Raw genomic sequence first — 17,045 nt, 5'->3', positions numbered from 1 at the left:
ACCAATCCGCAGAAAACAGACACTCAGTCCGCAAGTGATGCCGCTAAAAAATCAACATTTAGATTTCCGTATGGGCAAGGTCACCATATATAGATTTTCTTTGCGCTGGGTTCTTAGTGAAGCCATCAGGCGGCCCCAATAAAGTCAAATTTGAAACGTCTAACGTACATGAGTGTCCTGCGGTTGTGTTTGGTTGTGAGTTCGCGGGCTGAAAGCCCAGTTAAGTAAGCCGCAAAACGATTAGAACGGGCGGAAAGAAATGAGCCACAACCAGGCCGTCGGCGAAACGCACGACGAACCGAAAATTGAAGGTCTTCAACCCGGCGCCAAGCTGTTGCGCGGGCAGTACGAGATCCTGCGCTTTATCAGCAATGGCGGATTTGGGATCACCTATCTTGCGCGGGACAGTCTGGAACGCGAAGTTGTGATCAAAGAGTGCTATCCCGGTGCCCTTTGCCGCCGTAACGGCGATATGGTTGAACCGGGCGAGCCGGGTTGCGAGGACGATCTACGCGCGATCATCGACCTGTTTATCCTTGAAGCACGTAATCACGCCCGCTTGGTTCACCCCAATATCGTCGACGTTCATCAGGTGTTCGAAGACAACGAGACCGCTTATATCGCGATGGATTTCATCCGTGGCTGCGATCTGCTGGACTATGTTGAGGACTCCAAGAACAAAGCTGGCCCTGACTTTATCGTTCAGGTCACCGAGAAAATGCTGTCGGCGGTGTCTTTCATCCATCAAAGCGGCATGCTGCACCGCGATATTTCGCCCGACAATATCCTGATTGATGAAAATGGCGATCCGGTCCTGATCGACTTTGGTGCTGCGCGTGAACAGGCTGCGCACCAATCCGCTGCGCTGATGACGCTGCGGGTCATCAAGGACGGGTATTCGCCGCATGAGTTTTATGTACGCGGCGCGGAACAAGGGCCAAGCAGTGACCTCTATGTTCTTGCGGCAACACTGTATCACGCCATCAGCGGCGAACGTCCGATCGACGGTCAAACCCGCCTGAACGCGTTCAACAATGGTCAGACAGACCCCTACACACCGCTGGCCGGGCGCTTTGAGGGCTATCCCAACGGGTTCCTGCAGGCCATCGACAAGGCGATGGAAGTTCACGCGACAGATCGTCTGCAGACCGCGTTGGACTGGTTGCGCATGTTCCGTGGCCCCAGCGTGATGTTCGACAGCTTTGACTACCGGCCGGTGTCGGTGATCGTGGCGATGGACCAGAAAGACGAAGCAGAAGAAAAGGCCCGGATCAAGGCTGAAAGTGAAAACGCCGAAGCCGTTGTCACCGCATTGCTTGCCGGAAACACAGACATTGCACTGGGCAATGAAGACAAGAACGACGACGGGCTCGCCACGTTCACATCGAAGGATGAAGTTCCGGTCGCGGTGGATACCGTGGTCAAAAGCGGATCCAGTGGTGCAGGCAAAATTGTTGCGGGTGTGGCCGTGGTCGCCGCTTTGGCGGCAGGCGGGTTCTTCCTAATGCCTGGTGAGGAAACTCCGGCCGAAGACACTGCATCGACGCAAGCGCCCGTAGCGACAGAAACGGTGGAAGAAACGGCCACAGTCGAAACATCCGAGCAGGAACCGGTCGAGCAAGTGACCGCAACCGAAGTGGAGCCGGCACCAGAACCAATAGAGCCCACGCAGGCCGAGGTCGCATCCACTCCAGAGCCTGTCGAGCAGGCGCAAGAAAATCCGGTTGCCACGGAGCAGGAAGAAGCTGCGGCGACGGAAACGGCTGAAGCCGCGACCGTCGAGCCGACGCCGCTCGTTCCGGCGGAACCGGTGAACCTGATGGAACAACAGGTCGCATTTTCGCATTGGGATGTGGAGATTCCGTTTCAAACATCGCGACGTCGGGCTTCGACCGGCAACGTGATTGCAATTACCGGCGTTGATCAGGATCTTGACACGTCAATTGTAGGTGAATGGGTCAAGCGTGGTGCCACGATCTTTACTCTGAACGGCAAACCCGTACAGGCAGAATCGACTTTTGCTGCACAAGTGCTGAACGATCTGAAAGTGGACCCGGACGGCTACATCCGTGTTTCTGCCCGGTATCGTACATTGGGTGAAACCCGCCCTCAAAACGGGTTGTTGGCACTGCCCGCGATGCGCGTGTTGGGTCTGGAAAACGGATACGTATTTACAATTCAGAACACAGGCGGCGCAGGGTGGAAAGCAGTTCTAACCGCAGTTCCGCCTGAGACTATGGGCAGCTTGCAAAAGGGAGATGTCTTGGTCTCAGAGGCAAATTCCGGAACGAATATTGAGGAATCAGAAAGCCTGGATGCTTTGTTGGCCAAGCTTGTATCCGAAAACCAGCCGCAGGCCCGTTTCAGCGTTTTACGCAGTGGCGTCGAGACGGACGCTGACATGCCATTAGCGCAGGATTGATCTGACCGGTTCGTAAGTGATCTGCCAGTATGTATTTGCTGAGGGTAGCGCCAAATTCGGCACCCCTGACGGGAACCGGCCCGTCGCGGAAATAGAAAGTGACCTTGTTGTCACAAACATCCGTGCCGTTGTGCAACCGCGCACAGAGGTAAGAAGCAGCCCCATAGGACCGTTGTCCTGTGCCAAGGAATAAAGGTGTCGACACCATGTTCAAATACAAAAGCCCTCTTAGCCGGCTTCTCGAAGGTGCCGGCAAACCGAAAGAAAACGAAGCCGAAGAAGCGGTAGCGCCAGAGGCGGAAAAGGCCGAACCGATCGCCGATTTCAATGCCCTTCGCGAGGCACTGGCAGGCGGTAATATGTCCTCAGACAGCTACGAAGAAGCCGATGAGTTGGTTCCCGAAGAGAAAATGCCGGAATTCTCTGAGAAAGACGTAGCAGATGCAACTGAGGCTGAAGATGATGTCGTCGTCGCAGAAGTTATCGCAGAAGTTCAGGACGTGGCAGACGAAGTACCTGCGCCCGAAGCAGAAACCGTGTTGACGCTGCACTCGGCAGTTGAGGAAGAAGTCGAAGAGGTTGTCGAGCACGAGGTACTTGAAGTAGAGGAATCCGAGCCGGAACAGATCATCGAGGTTGTCGCTGACGAACCCGTCGCAGAACCGGTGCCAGAAGCACCGGTCGCCGAAGAACCACTGGTTGAGGTTGCACCGGTTCCGCAGCCCGCGGCTGCCGAAGATCGTCGTGGTCGCGTCAAGACAACCTTCCTGGGTTTCGAACGCGCCGACACGCATGTGCAGGACCTCATCGAGACAGCAGAACCTGCAGCCAAGACAGACAATGCCGAACAGTCTTTCCCGGTTGGTTGGCTGGTCATCACTGGCGGTCCGGGCCGGGGTGCGAGCGTAACGCTGACCGAGGGCTTGATGCAGATTGGCCGCAACGACGATCAAGCCATTCAGCTGGACTTTGGCGACACTGGCATTTCCCGCAGCAACCATGCGGTGATTGCCTATGATCCCGAGGACCGCAAATGTTATCTGGGACACGGCGGCAAGGCCAACCTGGTGCGTCTGAACGGCAAGCCGGTCCTCAGCACCGTCCCACTGTCCAGCGGGGATCTGATCCGCATCAGCGAAACATCAGTCCGCTTTGCCGCTTTCTGTGACGATGGCTTTGACTGGCGGGATTCCTAATAGATGCTGGCGACACCGGCATATGATATTGCGCTGATCCTGGACAAGGGCCAGCGTGACACGCAGGAGGACGCGGTTGCTTCGCGCATGTTCGATGCGACGAATGCAAGCTATGTCGTCGTCGCTGACGGCATGGGCGGGCATGCGGCAGGTGAAGTCGCCTCGGACCTTGTGATCCAGGCCTGGCGTGACGCGTTAGATGCCGAGCTTGAAGGTTCAACGACACCCGAGTCCGCATTGATCGACGCGTTGCCCCTTGCGGCAATGCACGCCAATGCGTCCATTGCCGGTTATTCCGAGGAACAAGGTACTGGATTCAACATGGGCTCAACCATGTTGGGCACTTTGTTGTTGGGCCAGCGGCTGTTCTGGATTTCGATCGGCGACAGCCCGCTTTACCTGTTCCGGGACGGAGAGCTGTCGCAGATCAACGAAGATCACTCGATGGCTCCTATGATTGATGCACAATTGGCCGAAGGGACTTTGACCGAGGCCGAAGCCCTGGCGCATCCTGACCGCAACCAACTGACTTCGGTCATCATGGGTGCGGCAATTCCAAAGGTCGATTGCCCGGAAACCCCGCTGGACCTGACACCTTCGGATGTTTTGGTTCTGGGAAGCGACGGCCTCCAATATCTCAGCAACGCTGAAATTCAGTCCATTCTTCAATCCAATGCCAGCGGGCTTGCACAAGACATAGCCGGGGCGCTGCAGGCCGCGCTGAACGCTAAGGGCGACCCAGATCAGGACAACATCTCAATCGGTGTTGTCAAACTTACAAAAAACTAAACAAGGCAAAGCAACAGGACCCATGAGAAACCATCTGATCATATCAAGCCTGGCACTTGCTGCCGCTGCGGGTACCGCCTCGGCACAACAGGCATGCTCAACCTACGAAATTCAACGCGGCGACAGCCTGCGCGAGTTATCCATCGAAGTTTATTCGACCGAAGACTTTCGTATCATTTACGATGCAAACCGGGACGTGATCGGAAACAATCCGAACATCATTCGGGTAGGCGACGTTCTGAGCATGCCTTGTTTGGAAGAGATCGGGCGTGCACCGGCCGTGCCGCAGACTGAAGCCGAAGCTATGGCCGCCGAAATGGCAGCCGAGCTGGTCAAGGCAGCCGAGAATCGCGCGGCGAAAGCCATCGCAGAGGCGGAAGCCCGCGTTGCCGAAGCCGAAGCTGAAGCCAAAAAGGCAAGCGAAGATGCAGTGATCGCTGCAAAATCGGCTGCCAAGGATGAGATCGAATCCGCGCGGGCAGAAGCCGCAGCGCTGATCCGTAATGCAGACGCCGGCGAACGCCCGGAGATCCGCGACCGTCAGTTGTTGCTTATCACTGGCGGTAACTATGCGCCTTTCACCGACGAGGCCCTACCCAATCGCGGGCTCTACACCTACCTTGTCGAAACAGCGATGCTGCGCGCCGCGCCCGAACAGTCCTATAAGATCCAGTTCGTCAACGACTGGTCGTCGCATCTGGACCTTTTGATGCCGACACTTGCTTTCGATGCCACCTTCCCCTGGTCGCGTCCAAACTGCGAAGATGCTGAGGCGCTTTCTGAAAAAGACCGCGCGCGGTGCGATACATACAACTTCTCTAACCCGTTCTATGAAGTTGTGGACACGTTCTTTGCCCGCGAAGGCTCGGGCTATGAGCAAACACTGACTTATGCGGACTTTGCCGGGACAACAATCTGTCGCCCCGAAGGTTGGTCGCTGTCGCACATGGACGCGGTCGGACTGTACGCACCGGCGATCTCGCTAATGCGCCCAGTTTCACCCGATGATTGCTTTCACGCGCTTATGAACGGGACAGCCGATATCGTCGCGATCGAAGCTCATCTGGCTTTCGAAGCAATTGGACGGCTGGGGTACGAACACCGCATTGTAGAAAACCCCAATCTGGCGGCGATCAAGTCGCTTAACGTCATGACCCATAAAGATAATCCGGATGGGGAAGCGATCCTTGAGACGCTCAATCAGGGTTTGGACATCATGCAGCAATCCGGAGAGTGGCGAGACATCGTTTCAACCGCTCTGCGTCATCAAATGGAAAATGGCTAAGGCCCCATGTGGCCTAACTAGAAGAAAAGTCTGGAGGAAGTGGACATGTTTGAATTGAACCTGAAGAAAGTTGCACTGTCGGCCACCGCCGTTACCGCTCTGAGCGCCGGCGCCGCCGCTGCGCAAGAAGCTTGTACCAATTATACAGTTGCGGACGGCGACACGATGGCGACCATTGCGATCGCAGCATACGGTACGTCGAACTATCAGCCGATCTTTAACGCAAACCGCAACATCATCACCAACCCAAATGCACTTGAGTCAGGCCTGGTTCTGGCCTTGCCCTGTGAGGATGGTAGCCTGCCAAACGGTCAGTCCGCGCAGGAACTGATCGCAGCAGAAGAGCAACGCGCGGCAAGCGTCAAGCGATCAAATGTCTATGCACCGCCAATCAAAATGGTGGCGGGTAACGGTTGGGAACCCTTCACGAGTGAAGCGCTGGGTGGCGGCGGTATTATGACCCGTCTGGCAACAACCAGCCTTCAGCGTGCTGGCAACAGCCGCGATTACTCCGTCAGCTTTGTCGACGACTGGAGCTCGCATCTGGACACTTTGTTGCCGCTGGGCGCGTTCGATATTTCAATCGCCTGGACCGTCCCGGATTGTACGAACCGCACATACGAATGGTCGTCCGAAACTGAAGCGCGGTGTACGCAATTCGTGGCTTCTGTCCCCGTATACGACATCGTAGGTGGCTTCTTCACTCTGCCTGAAAGCGACTATGCAAGCGCGACAAAGTTCGAAGACTTTGAAGGTTCAACCATTTGCCGCATGTCAGGTTGGAGCATGGTGGTCCTGGAAGAAGTCGGACTGAACCGCGAAAATACCAATGTGGTCCAACCTAACTCTGCTCGCGAATGCCTTGATGCCGTTCTGACCGGCACAGCGGATGTCGCCGCGTTTGAAGTCGATCTGTTCGCTTCGACCATGAATGACATGGGATTGACTTCGACTGACCTGGTCGAAAACCCCTATGTGTCGACCTTGTCCTCGATGAGCTTTCTTGCACACCGCACCAACCCGTTCGCACGTGAGTACATTGCGATGATGAACAAGGGCCTGAACGAAATGCGTCAGTCCGGCGAGTGGTACGCGATTATCTCGGACACCCTTCGCGAACAAAACGAAAAGCTGAACGCAGCATCTAACTAATCATTCGACTTTTCGCGCGAATTGGGCCGGTCATTTGACCGGCCCTTTTTCGTTTTAAACAGGTGGTTTAGCTACAGGTTGAACCCAAAATTCCCAAAAGTACGGGAATCCCCTAATTTCCAAAACTCGTGGATTAGTTAACGTGAAATCAACTACACCGGTGAGGCTTCGGCCTGACCACTCACTCAAAAAAGGGCCGACTTTGGGGGTCGGCCCTTTTTTCTATTGATCTCACCAATCCGAAAATACCCACGCCGCTAAACGTGGGTACTGTTTATCAGCCGATGATCGCGTTCAGTGTCGCGCTGGGGCGCATTACTGCTGCGGTCTTGGCAGGATCGGTGTGATAATATCCACCGAGATCCGCGGCAGCACCCTGAGCGGTCGCCAGCTCAGACAGTATCTGATCTTCTTTATCCGCCAGCTCTTTTGCAATCGGCGCAAATTCTGCTGACAATTCAGCATCACCCGATTGCGCGGCCAGAGCCTCAGCCCAATAGCGTGCGAACCAATAGTGGCTGTCACGGTTATCTGGCTGCCCAACTTTACGGCTGGGCGATTTATTGTTGTCCAGGATGCCTTGCGTGGCCGCTTCGGCCGCGGCACCCAGAACACCCGCTTTGGCGTTGCCATTATTGTCGGCTAGGAAGTTCAGCGATTCACCCAAGGCACAGAACTCACCCATCGAGTCCCAGCGCAGGTGGTTTTCCTCAACCAATTGCTGCACGTGTTTCGGAGCGGACCCACCCGCGCCGGTTTCGAACAGACCACCGCCATTCATCAGCTTCACAATCGACAGCATCTTGGCCGACGTGCCCAGTTCCAGGATCGGGAACAGGTCAGTCAGGTAGTCGCGCAACACGTTGCCCGTGATAGCGATGCTGTCCTTACCTGCCGTGATGGTTTCCAACGACTGGCGGGTCGCCTCGCGCGGAGCCATGATCAGGAACTTGTCGGCCACACCAGCCGCCTCAAGCGCTGGTTTGACGCATTTGATCAGTTCCGCATCGTGGGCGCGGTTTGCGTCCAACCAGAAGATCGCTTCGGACCCGGTCAAACGCTGACGGTCCATGGCCAACTGGATCCAGTTTTCGATCGGAGCTTTCTTCACAGTGCAGGCGCGCCAGATGTCGCCCTTTTCAACGTCATGCGAATGCAGCGTCTCGCCATTGGCCAAAACGATACGGATGGTGCCGTCGGCCGGCGCTTGGAAAGTCGTCGGGTGCGAACCGTATTCTTCCGCTTTTTGCGCCATCAGGCCGACGTTGGCGACAGCACCGACAGTTGCTGGGTTCAGCGCGCCATTGGCTTTAAAAAAGTTGATGCTCTCATCATAAACCGATGCATAGCAGCGGTCGGGGATCACACAGTTGGTGTCGCCCTTGGCACCGACCTCGTCCCAGCCTTTGCCGCCTGCCCGGATTACGGCAGGCATCGAGGCATCGATGATCACGTCTGACGGCACGTGCAGGTTGGTTATGCCTTTGTCACTGTCGACCATATACATGGCCGGGCGATCACCTTTGATCGCGTCGATGGCGGACATGATGTCGGCATTGCCCCGAACACGTTCCAGCAAATCGCCCAAGCCTGAATTCGGGTTCACACCCAGTGCGTCGAGTTTCGCGCCGAATTTTTCGAATACCGGGGCCAGCCATGCTTTGACCGCAAAGCCAAAGATGATTGGGTCCGAGACCTTCATCATCGTGGCTTTCATGTGCAACGAGAACATGGTGCCGTCTTTCTTGGTGTCCTCAATCGTATCTGTCAGGAAGGATGACAGCGCCTTGACCGACATGAAAGTGGCGTCTGCAACTGTGCCCTCGGCCAGTGGCCAGGCGTCCTTCAGGACAGTGACGCTGCCGTCTTTGCCGACGAATTCGATCTTGGCGTCACCGGCCTGAGCGGCGGTAATGGTGGCCGACTTCTCGTTGGCATAGAAATCACTGCCAGACATCGACGACACTTTGGTTTTGCTGTCCGACGCCCACTCTCCCATCGAATGCGGGTTCTTCTGAGCGTAGTTCTTCACGGCGCGGGCGGAACGGCGGTCGCTGTTACCTTCGCGCAGAACCGGGTTCACAGCCGAGCCTTTGATGGCGTCGTAACGCGCGCGGATTGCTTTTTCCTCATCGGTCGATGGCTCTTCGGGGTAGCTCGGAATGTCGTAGCCCTGTGACTGCAGCTCTTCGACGGCTGCCACAAGTTGCGGGACCGATGCTGAGATGTTTGGCAGTTTGATCACGTTGGCGTCCGGCGTTTTCACCAGCTCGCCCAATGCGGCCAAATCGTCGGTGATGCGCTGTGCATCGGTTAGTTTTTCCGGGAAAGTCGAGAGAATACGACCTGCCAATGAAATATCCTTGGTGCCAACACTGACACCCGCGGCGCTAGCAAACTTGCGAATGATGGGCAGGAACGAGGCGCTGGCCAGTTCGGGCGCTTCGTCTACAATGGTATACAATATGTCGAAGTTTGAGTTATCTGCCATATTCTTTTACCTTTTTTAAGCCTTTCGGGGCGTGCGATCCCAGAGTGTGCCACAAACGGGTGGCTAGTGATGGGCGTGTTTAACCTACCGCCCAACGGTGACTCTGTGTTGACAACGTCTCCCATAAATCACGATTGGCTTGGGATCAATCGTCTAAACGGGGCGCAAATTGCCACGGGTATGAGAATGTGGATAGAAGTTATAGCCAAAACTACTGAGCACCGGTTGTTAGGGTCATTACCGGCGCAACTTCTTCCGGCAACCCATTCGCCATGAAGCCGCTTTGTTTTTCAAATTGACCGAGGTAATCTGCGATTGCGGCGTTCAAATGCTCAACAGAACCGGCGTCCGCCTCGCGCGGAACCGAGGTTCCGAATCTTCGCATGACTAGTATCAAAATGTAGCGACCATTCTCTCCGGTTTCCTCAAGGAAACCTTGGAGTACGGACATGGCGAGGTCCGGCCTGCCAAAGGCAGCAAGCAGCGTGTAGCGGTGCAACCACTCTTCATCTTGACCCAAAGCATACCAATTCGAGGTTTTGCGATACCATCGCTTGTAGAAAGCCAATTCGGCCAAGTCTCGCTGAACAGCGTAATCTGCATATTCGTTTACAAATTCAATGCCTTTGTCTTCGTCGCCGATTTTCAGATGTATCATAGCTGGCATAAACAAATCGTAATTTTCGCCGGGCTCCAGCCGAGCGAGCGTCGCAGATGCCGTAAGAGCGCTTTCATGATCTCCTGTGACATTCAGATCGTAGATCAAACGAGCACTATACACCCATGTTTGATCGGGCCAACGCTGTTCAGCTTGTGCCAGAAACTGTTCGACCGCGTCATGTCCATTTACGTCGTAGTGAGTATTGATCAGTACTGTTCCCGCGCGCCCATAGCTCGGGTCGAGTTCCAGAACCCACTCCATACCCTGAATGGCGGCTGACGTGTTTCCTTGATCCCTGTCGAACTGGGCCTTGTGAAACAATGCCTCAGTGCTGCTTGGGGCAAGCGACAGAGCTTTTTCATACGCTGTTTCAGCTGATTGGACGTCGCCTGCCGCGTCATAGGCATTAGCACGCCACAAAGTCGACTGCGGGTCGTTCGGGAATAGAGCCAATGCGCTGGTATAATCCAGAATCGCCTTATCGTACTGTTTGCCACTGTAGTACGCCCAACCACGAGATCTCAGCAATTTGTTCCGGTTTTCTGGGGAAACATCCACGCCATTCATCAAAGTTGTGCAGGCCGTGACCACATGTGCCATGCCGCCTTTATTTCCAAGGCATGACTGGGCCTGCTGCGTGTAATTTGGTCCGGATTTTGATGGTGAATTGAAGGACAGCAACAACGTGGTGATCACAATAGCCAGGGCGGCAAGACGAATGTGCATTGCACCTCCAATCTGTTCAAAGCACTCACCTTAAGGTGGCAATCCGGAACCTATACTCAAGGAAACGCGTCGCTAAATTTCTGTAATGAAACCGAAAAGACACAAGCGCTATCGCAGAGATTGATCAAACGCCCCAAGTGTCACTCAACCGATACCCACTTGGCCAGGGGTCGTCTGGATCAAGCATGTGTTGATGGGTTCCGGTGATCCAGCCGCGCCCGCTGATTTCTGGGATGATAGCAGGTTGGGCGCCAACCTGCGTTTCCTGAACAATCCGCCCGGTAAAGCGCGAGCCGATGATCGAAACAGCTTCGAAGGTTTGCCCGACCGTCATCTGCCCTTTGGCCGCCATCAGCGCCATACGCGCAGATACCGCTGTGCCAGTGGGCGAGCGATCCACCTTTCCGGGCTGAATGGCAACGGCAGATTTACCGCGCCAACCAGTCGGGGTTTTTTCAAGCGGGCCACAAAAAGCGCAAAAAGAAATGTGGGTCCAATCCGGGTTCTCAGGATGTGAGAACCCCAATTGGGCATTGGCGGCATTCGTAATTGTAACGCCGGTCCGGGCGATTTCACGGGCTTCATCTTCGATTATGTCAAACCCCAGCTTAGCGGCATCTACAACCACGAAACTGTCGCCTCCAAAAGCCGTATCAACAGTCAGTGTGCCCAGACCCGGAACCTCTAACGGGACAGAGAGCTTACCCGCAAAACTGGGGAGGTTCTGCACGTGGATCCGTTCTGCCTTGCCGTCCCGGCATACAGCGCGCACGCGAACCAGGCCTCCGGGCGCTTCAAGCGTCAGATTGGTCTCGGGTTCTTGCATCGGGATGATCCCGCTATCCAGCAATACTGTGGCAACACAGATCGAGTTTGAGCCGGACATGGGTGGAGTGTCCTCGGGCTCCATGATGATAAAGGCGGCATCGGCATCCGGGTGTTTGGGCGGAACCAGAAGATTGACATGACGAAACACACCGCCTCGCGGTTCGTTCAGTACGAAATTCCTAAGTGTCTGATCCTTGGCAATATGCGTTCGTTGTTCCCAGATCGTGTCACCGGGCGGCGGTGAGACGCCGCCCACGATGACGTCGCCGACTTCGCCTTCGGCATGGGCCGACACAACATGAATTGTTTTGATACTGCGCATATCCCCTCCTTAAAATCGGATGGCGGCGTAAGGCGACAATGATATTGGTGGGTCTTGCCCATCGACCAGCGCCCCGACGAGTTCCGCAGTTCCCGCAGATTGAGTCAGGCCCAAATGCCCGTGCCCGAAGGCATAAACGACGTCCGCCGAATTACGAGACGCGCCAATCACCGGAATGCTGTCCGGCAAGGATGGACGGAACCCCATCCATTGCGTGCCACCTTCGGTTTTTAGTCCAGGCAGAAACGCCGCCGCCTTTTCCAACAAAATATCGGCGCGCTTGTAGTTTGGCGGTAAGGTCAATCCACCCAGCTCGACAGCCCCCCCTACGCGCACGCCGCCATTGATCTTGCTGGCAACAAAGCCGTGGCGCGAGAATGTAAGATGCATATGCAAATCAAATGCGCCTTCCGGCAAGGTGGTATTGTATCCGCGCTCAGTTTCTAACGGGATACGGTCGCCCAAAGATTGTGCGATGCGATGAGACCAGGCACCTGCGGCAATCACCACTTTGGCCGCATCTATTGTTCCGTCCGCGCATGCGACACGCACGCCATTTTCCTGCGGTGACAGAGTTCGAATGTCTTGCCCTTCGATCCGACCGCCGCGATCTTGAAAGACCTTAGCGATGTGTTCGACCCAACGCTTCGGATCAACTGTGTTCAGCCAGTTCGGCGTAAACCCGGCATGAGTGAAACGAGGGCTGAGGCCCGGCTGCATCTCGGCAATTGCGGCCGGGCTTTCAAGCAGTTCGAATTCGATCCCGTGTTTGCGCCGCAAGTTCCATGTCGGCAAACTGGCGCGATATTCAGCCTCGCTTTCATACAACTGCATCTGCCCATTGCGTTGCAACAGGTGTTCGGCATCGACGTTTGGTATCAGCTGATCAAGCGCAGTTTTAGATAACGCCATTAAACTGGCTTGCGCACCAAGCAAGTTTTCATAGCGATCCGGCCGGCTGGCCCGCCAAAACCGGTACATCCATGGCACAATTTTCAGGGCGTGGGCCGGCGGGATAGACAGTGGGCCCAGCGGATCCAACAACCACTTTGGAGCTTTGCGCATGATGCCGGGCGTGGCCAGTGGTTCGACCTCAGAAAAGGCAAACGCCCCGGCGTTACCGGCTGATGTTTCGGCCGCGATGCCCTTGCGGTCCAAAATAAGCACGGAATGGCCCCGCCGTTGCAGTTCGAGCGCGGTCGTAATCCCAATTACTCCGGCACCGATGACAACGACTTGTGAGGTCATGTTTCGATCCCGGCTCTGAAAGGATCGTTTTCGTTGAACAACAACGTAGCCTCGGCCATGACGAATGCCTGCCCGGTGATCGAGGGGATAACACCCCCGTTAGACCCAGGCTGGTAGGACAGCCGATAGGAACTGCCAATCACACTTTGCTGGATGATCTCCTGACCCGGCGCCAAACGCCCGTCGGCCGCCAGACAGGCCAGCCGAGCCGAGCCGCCCGTTCCGCATGGTGAGCGGTCATAATTGTCATCGGGGCACAGAACGAAATTGCGACTGTGAACCGCCGGGTCCGGTGAAGATTCCTGTAATATGACGTGGTCAATCGGCTCACCGTTTTCACCGCCAACCCCTTCCTCGATCGATGCCTCACGGATGGCGATCGACATATCCGTTAGTTTGCGTATGTTAGCAGGCTCGACGGGGATCGGGCTGGGGTCAATGATAAAGAACCAGTTTCCACCATATGCCACGTCGCCTGTGATCCGGCCGTAGCCCGCGACATCCAGTGTAATGGCCTGATTAACCCTGCGGCTTTCAATGTTGGTCACGGTAACGGTGTTTGCATCGTGCAACTTGACCGTCACCACACCAGCGGGCGTTTCGATCCGGTGTTGGCCCACACCAATTCGTCCCAGATGAGCCAATGTGACCGCCAGACCGATGGTTCCGTGCCCGCACATGCCCAAAACGGCATCTACATCGAAATAAATCACACCAGTCGCGCATGTAGGATCAACCGGCTCGACCAGTAACGCAGCGACCATGGCTGGCTGGCCGCGCGGCTCTAACATGACAGAGCGATAGAACGCCTCATGCTCTGTCGCCAGCCGCTGTGCTCGTTCCGCCAACGGCCCAGAGCCTAAATCGGGCGCGCCATCCAGTATGACACGCGTCGGTTCGCCGCCTGTGTGACTGTCGATCACATGCATTCAGCGATCACCCCACCCTGTTTCGACCAATCGGCATACCAAGTCTGGAACAGATCATATTGCTGTTCGCAATAGTTACGTTGTGCATCGGTCAACTCATCCGTTTCGTTAAAGTGCAATCGGTATTCCTGTTCCCCATTCAGGACCAGCAAGTGCTTGTAATACAGCACTAGATCCGGGCCTTCGTCAAAGCTGGAAAGCACCTGAATCGCCTCGGTCAGTTCCAGCGCGCGTTGGCGGGCCTCAGCATGGCCTTGCGCCGCTTTTTTGGACAGAGCAGCCAGCAACAGCGCTTCGCGTGGCAATGCTGTGCCGATCCCGGTAATCGACCCGGTTGCGCCGCAGTTTACGAAACCGTGGAAGACCTCGGTATCAACACCTACCATCAGAGTGACTTGCTCATCCTGGCTGGTAATGTTTTCGGCCGCATATCGCAGGTCGTCTTTGCCCCCGAATTCCTTGAAGCCGATCAGGTTTGAATGTTCTGCGCGCAGAGCAAAGAAAAGGTCAGCCCGCGTAGCAAAGCCATAATACGGACTGTTGTAGATGATCGCCGGAACATCGGGGGCGGCTGACAAGATCGCTTTGAAGTGGTTCTTCTGTGCGGCAGGTGAACTGCCGCGAGACAGAACGCGTGGAATGACCATCAGGCCGACTGCACCTATCTTTTGCGCATGCGCCGCATGGGTCACGGCGGATTTGGTGTTGATGGCTCCGGTCCCGACCACAACGGGCAAACCCGCGTCGACCAAACGCTCGACTCCTTCCATCCGCTGTGCATCGGTCAACAAGGGCCAATCCCCCATCGAACCGCAGTAGACTACCGCGGACATACCCGCCTCGATCATCTGCTTTCCTTTGTGCACCAAGGCATCAAAGTCAGGTGTCCGGTCGGGTTTGCATGGCGTCATCAGAGCGGGCATCGTGCCGGTGAACACATTGGTCGACATTGGTAAATTCCTCGATGGCTGGGCGGTTACACACGCTTTTGGAATCGCCATAACGGATATTGGATACAAAATCCAGAAAAATTGAAAACGCGCCAAATCGATGATCGGGCGCGCTCAAATTACAAAATGGGTTTTTCAGCGAAGCCTGTGACCTGTTTCGGGATCAAACAACATCGCGCGTTCCGGTCGCACCGACAGCCCGATGCGTTCACCCTGTTTGCTGCGCTGATCCTCTCGCTCCTCGACAATCAGCTTATCGCCATTGGGCGTCAGCAGATACGTATAGCTGACACCACCAAGCGCTTCGGTCAGATCAACCGTGCAGATATCGCCTGCGCGATCCACTGTGATGTGTTCCGGACGTATGCCAAGGGTCACTTTGTTCATCCCAGCCGGTACGTTTACAGGCACATCCAACGGTTCGCTAAGGGCTGGGTGCGAGACCTTCGCATCGACAATATCGCAGTCAAGAAAGTTCATGGCAGGCGATCCGATGAACCCCGCTACAAACCGATTGTCCGGGTCCCGATACAAGTCCATCGGCGCGCCGACCTGTTCAATTCGGCCATCACGCAGCACCACGATCTTGTCGGCCATAGTCATCGCTTCGACCTGATCGTGGGTCACATAGATCATCGTCGCGCCAATTTCATTGTGCAGCCGAGCGATCTCGACCCTCATTTCAACCCGCAATTCCGCATCGAGGTTGGACAGGGGCTCGTCGAACAAAAACACTTCGGGGCCCCGCACAATGGCACGCCCAATGGCGACCCGCTGGCGTTGCCCGCCGGACAGGGCCTTGGGTTTGCGCTTAAGGTATTGATCCAACTTGAGGATGTTCGAAGCGTCTTGCACTTTCTTGTTGATCTCGGGCTTGGGTACACCATTCATGCGCAAACCAAAGCCCATGTTCTCGGCCACGGTCATGTGCGGATAAAGGGCATAGGTCTGGAACACCATAGCCACGCCGCGCTTAGCCGGGTCCATATGGGTCACGTCGCGTGCGCCTATATGGACTTGCCCTTCAGTTGTTTCCTCAAGGCCCGCGATCATCCGCAGCAAAGTGGATTTACCACAGCCCGAAGGGCCGACGAAGACACAGAACTCTCCATCTTCGATTTCCAGATCAATGCCGTGAATAACCTGCGTCTCGCCATACCGCTTGATCGCCTGGTTCAGAGTCACACCTGTCATGTTGCTTGCATCCTGTCTGTGTCGGCGCTTGGGCGGGTCTCGGGGAACCGCCAGGCCTGTGCTTCGGCTCCAATTTGTTCGGCCACACGGCGAACACGGGGAACCCAGGTTTCCAATTGGTCGAAATTCATCCGTTCGGTCGATCCGGTCACGGAAATCGCCCCCAACATCCGCCCGCCCGAGGTGAGGATAGGACAGGCAATGCAGATGATGCCGGGCTCATGCTCTTCGTCATCGACGGCATAGCCACGGCTGCGGATCAGGTGGAGATCAGCGCGCAACGCCGCCTCGGATGTCAGTGTTTTGTCGGTAAAGCGGTGGTAGCTTTGCTGAGACACGGCGCGGTCCAGTGCGGCCTCATCCAAAAACGCCATCATGGCCTTACCGACGCCGGTGCAATAGGCCGGACCTACCTTGCCAGCTTGAGAATACATCTCAATTGGCTGGGCCGCATTGCGTTTATCCACATACAGCACCTGATTTGAATCGAGCTGCGCCAGATGCACCGTTTCCCCGGTTTCCCGGCTCAATGCATCCAGAAACGGTCGCGCAATTGGCGCGAGCGAGCTTTGTGTCCACGCCGCATGCGCCAGCCGAACCAATCGCAACCCAGGCGTATATGTCTGTCGGTCCGGATCATATGACAGCATTCCCTGATTGGTCAGCGTTTGCAGGAACCGATACAGGGTCGCCTTGGGGAAATTGCTGCTTTCCAACAGCTCTGCGAATCGGACCGGGCGCGCGAACGCAGCCACCTGATCCAGCACATCACATGCTTTTCCTATTGTTCCGTCACCAGCCACGGATGCCTGCTCTCCTCCAATTAACCCATCGCGATCGGCACGAGGGTCT

General features: G+C 55.8%; 13 protein-coding genes. 5 read left to right on the top strand and 8 right to left on the bottom strand.

The window, feature by feature from the left end; genetic code table 11:
- The first annotated feature begins 259 nt into the window (after positions 1-259).
- From DS906_RS02080 to DS906_RS02060, 5 genes are all read left to right on the top strand, one after another.
- On the top strand, positions 260-2,422 hold the full coding sequence (locus DS906_RS02080) for a serine/threonine-protein kinase (RefSeq protein ID WP_113788599.1): 2,163 nt from the start codon (positions 260-262) through the stop codon (positions 2,420-2,422).
- 206 nt (positions 2,423-2,628) lie between these two features.
- Positions 2,629-3,618 (top strand): FHA domain-containing protein, encoded by a 990-nt coding sequence (locus tag DS906_RS02075; protein WP_113788598.1) that lies wholly within the window; start codon positions 2,629-2,631, stop codon positions 3,616-3,618.
- Between the two features lie 3 nt (positions 3,619-3,621).
- The gene (locus DS906_RS02070) at positions 3,622-4,407 is read left to right on the top strand and encodes a PP2C family serine/threonine-protein phosphatase (RefSeq protein WP_113788597.1); all 786 of its coding nucleotides are present in this window, start codon (positions 3,622-3,624) and stop codon (positions 4,405-4,407) included.
- Positions 4,408-4,429: 22 nt separating this feature from the next.
- Positions 4,430-5,692, top strand: coding sequence for an ABC transporter substrate-binding protein (locus tag DS906_RS02065; protein ID WP_113788596.1), 1,263 nt, complete (start codon positions 4,430-4,432; stop codon positions 5,690-5,692).
- A gap of 45 nt (positions 5,693-5,737) precedes the next feature.
- Complete coding sequence (locus DS906_RS02060; RefSeq protein WP_113788595.1) at positions 5,738-6,844, top strand: transporter substrate-binding domain-containing protein; 1,107 nt, start codon at positions 5,738-5,740, stop codon at positions 6,842-6,844.
- Between the two features lie 277 nt (positions 6,845-7,121).
- On the opposite strand, the gene DS906_RS02055 is transcribed toward DS906_RS02060, so the two are convergent.
- The 8 genes from DS906_RS02055 to DS906_RS02020 form a co-directional block, all read right to left on the bottom strand.
- Complete coding sequence (locus DS906_RS02055) at positions 7,122-9,335, bottom strand: NADP-dependent isocitrate dehydrogenase (RefSeq protein ID WP_113788594.1); 2,214 nt, start codon at positions 9,333-9,335, stop codon at positions 7,122-7,124.
- A 211-nt stretch (positions 9,336-9,546) separates the two neighbouring features.
- Positions 9,547-10,692, bottom strand: a complete 1,146-nt coding sequence (locus DS906_RS02050) for a tetratricopeptide repeat protein (protein ID WP_158541266.1) — start codon at positions 10,690-10,692, stop codon at positions 9,547-9,549.
- A 154-nt stretch (positions 10,693-10,846) separates the two neighbouring features.
- On the bottom strand, positions 10,847-11,872 hold the full coding sequence (locus DS906_RS02045) for a proline racemase family protein (RefSeq protein ID WP_113788592.1): 1,026 nt from the start codon (positions 11,870-11,872) through the stop codon (positions 10,847-10,849).
- Positions 11,873-11,881: 9 nt separating this feature from the next.
- The gene (locus DS906_RS02040; protein WP_113788591.1) at positions 11,882-13,120 is read right to left on the bottom strand and encodes an FAD-binding oxidoreductase; all 1,239 of its coding nucleotides are present in this window, start codon (positions 13,118-13,120) and stop codon (positions 11,882-11,884) included.
- Entirely contained in the window at positions 13,117-14,049 is a 933-nt protein-coding gene (locus tag DS906_RS02035) for a proline racemase family protein (RefSeq protein ID WP_113788590.1), read from the bottom strand. The genes DS906_RS02040 and DS906_RS02035 overlap by 4 nt, the downstream gene beginning before the upstream one ends.
- Positions 14,040-14,999 carry a dihydrodipicolinate synthase family protein gene (locus DS906_RS02030; RefSeq protein ID WP_113788589.1) on the bottom strand — a complete coding sequence of 320 codons (960 nt, stop codon included), beginning with the start codon at positions 14,997-14,999 and terminating at the stop codon, positions 14,040-14,042. The genes DS906_RS02035 and DS906_RS02030 overlap by 10 nt, the downstream gene beginning before the upstream one ends.
- Positions 15,000-15,134: 135 nt before the next feature.
- Positions 15,135-16,193 carry an ABC transporter ATP-binding protein gene (locus tag DS906_RS02025; protein ID WP_113788588.1) on the bottom strand — a complete coding sequence of 353 codons (1,059 nt, stop codon included), beginning with the start codon at positions 16,191-16,193 and terminating at the stop codon, positions 15,135-15,137.
- A complete protein-coding gene (locus DS906_RS02020; protein ID WP_113788587.1) occupies positions 16,190-16,996 on the bottom strand; it encodes an IclR family transcriptional regulator in 807 nt (268 codons plus the stop codon). Before DS906_RS02020 ends, DS906_RS02025 begins: the two co-directional genes overlap by 4 nt.
- Positions 16,997-17,045: the final 49 nt, after the last annotated feature.

Source organism: Ruegeria sp. A3M17 (assembly GCF_003318255.1).
Lineage (GTDB): Bacteria > Pseudomonadota > Alphaproteobacteria > Rhodobacterales > Rhodobacteraceae > Ruegeria.
This window is presented reverse-complemented; position numbering and strand designations above follow the sequence as displayed.

Bases quoted from the DNA above. Each gene is read 5' to 3' on its own strand.
- DS906_RS02025 (WP_113788588.1), bottom strand. From the start codon at position 16,193: ATGACAGGTGTGACTCTGAACCAGGCGATCAAGCGGTATGGCGAGACG.
- DS906_RS02070 (WP_113788597.1), top strand. From the start codon at position 3,622: ATGCTGGCGACACCGGCATATGATATTGCGCTGATCCTGGACAAGGGC.
- DS906_RS02065 (WP_113788596.1), top strand. From the start codon at position 4,430: ATGAGAAACCATCTGATCATATCAAGCCTGGCACTTGCTGCCGCTGCG.
- DS906_RS02035 (WP_113788590.1), bottom strand. From the start codon at position 14,049: ATGCATGTGATCGACAGTCACACAGGCGGCGAACCGACGCGTGTCATA.
- DS906_RS02040 (WP_113788591.1), bottom strand. From the start codon at position 13,120: ATGACCTCACAAGTCGTTGTCATCGGTGCCGGAGTAATTGGGATTACG.
- DS906_RS02075 (WP_113788598.1), top strand. From the start codon at position 2,629: ATGTTCAAATACAAAAGCCCTCTTAGCCGGCTTCTCGAAGGTGCCGGC.
- DS906_RS02060 (WP_113788595.1), top strand. From the start codon at position 5,738: ATGTTTGAATTGAACCTGAAGAAAGTTGCACTGTCGGCCACCGCCGTT.
- DS906_RS02045 (WP_113788592.1), bottom strand. From the start codon at position 11,872: ATGCGCAGTATCAAAACAATTCATGTTGTGTCGGCCCATGCCGAAGGC.
- DS906_RS02080 (WP_113788599.1), top strand. From the start codon at position 260: ATGAGCCACAACCAGGCCGTCGGCGAAACGCACGACGAACCGAAAATT.
- DS906_RS02030 (WP_113788589.1), bottom strand. From the start codon at position 14,999: ATGTCGACCAATGTGTTCACCGGCACGATGCCCGCTCTGATGACGCCA.
- DS906_RS02055 (WP_113788594.1), bottom strand. From the start codon at position 9,335: ATGGCAGATAACTCAAACTTCGACATATTGTATACCATTGTAGACGAA.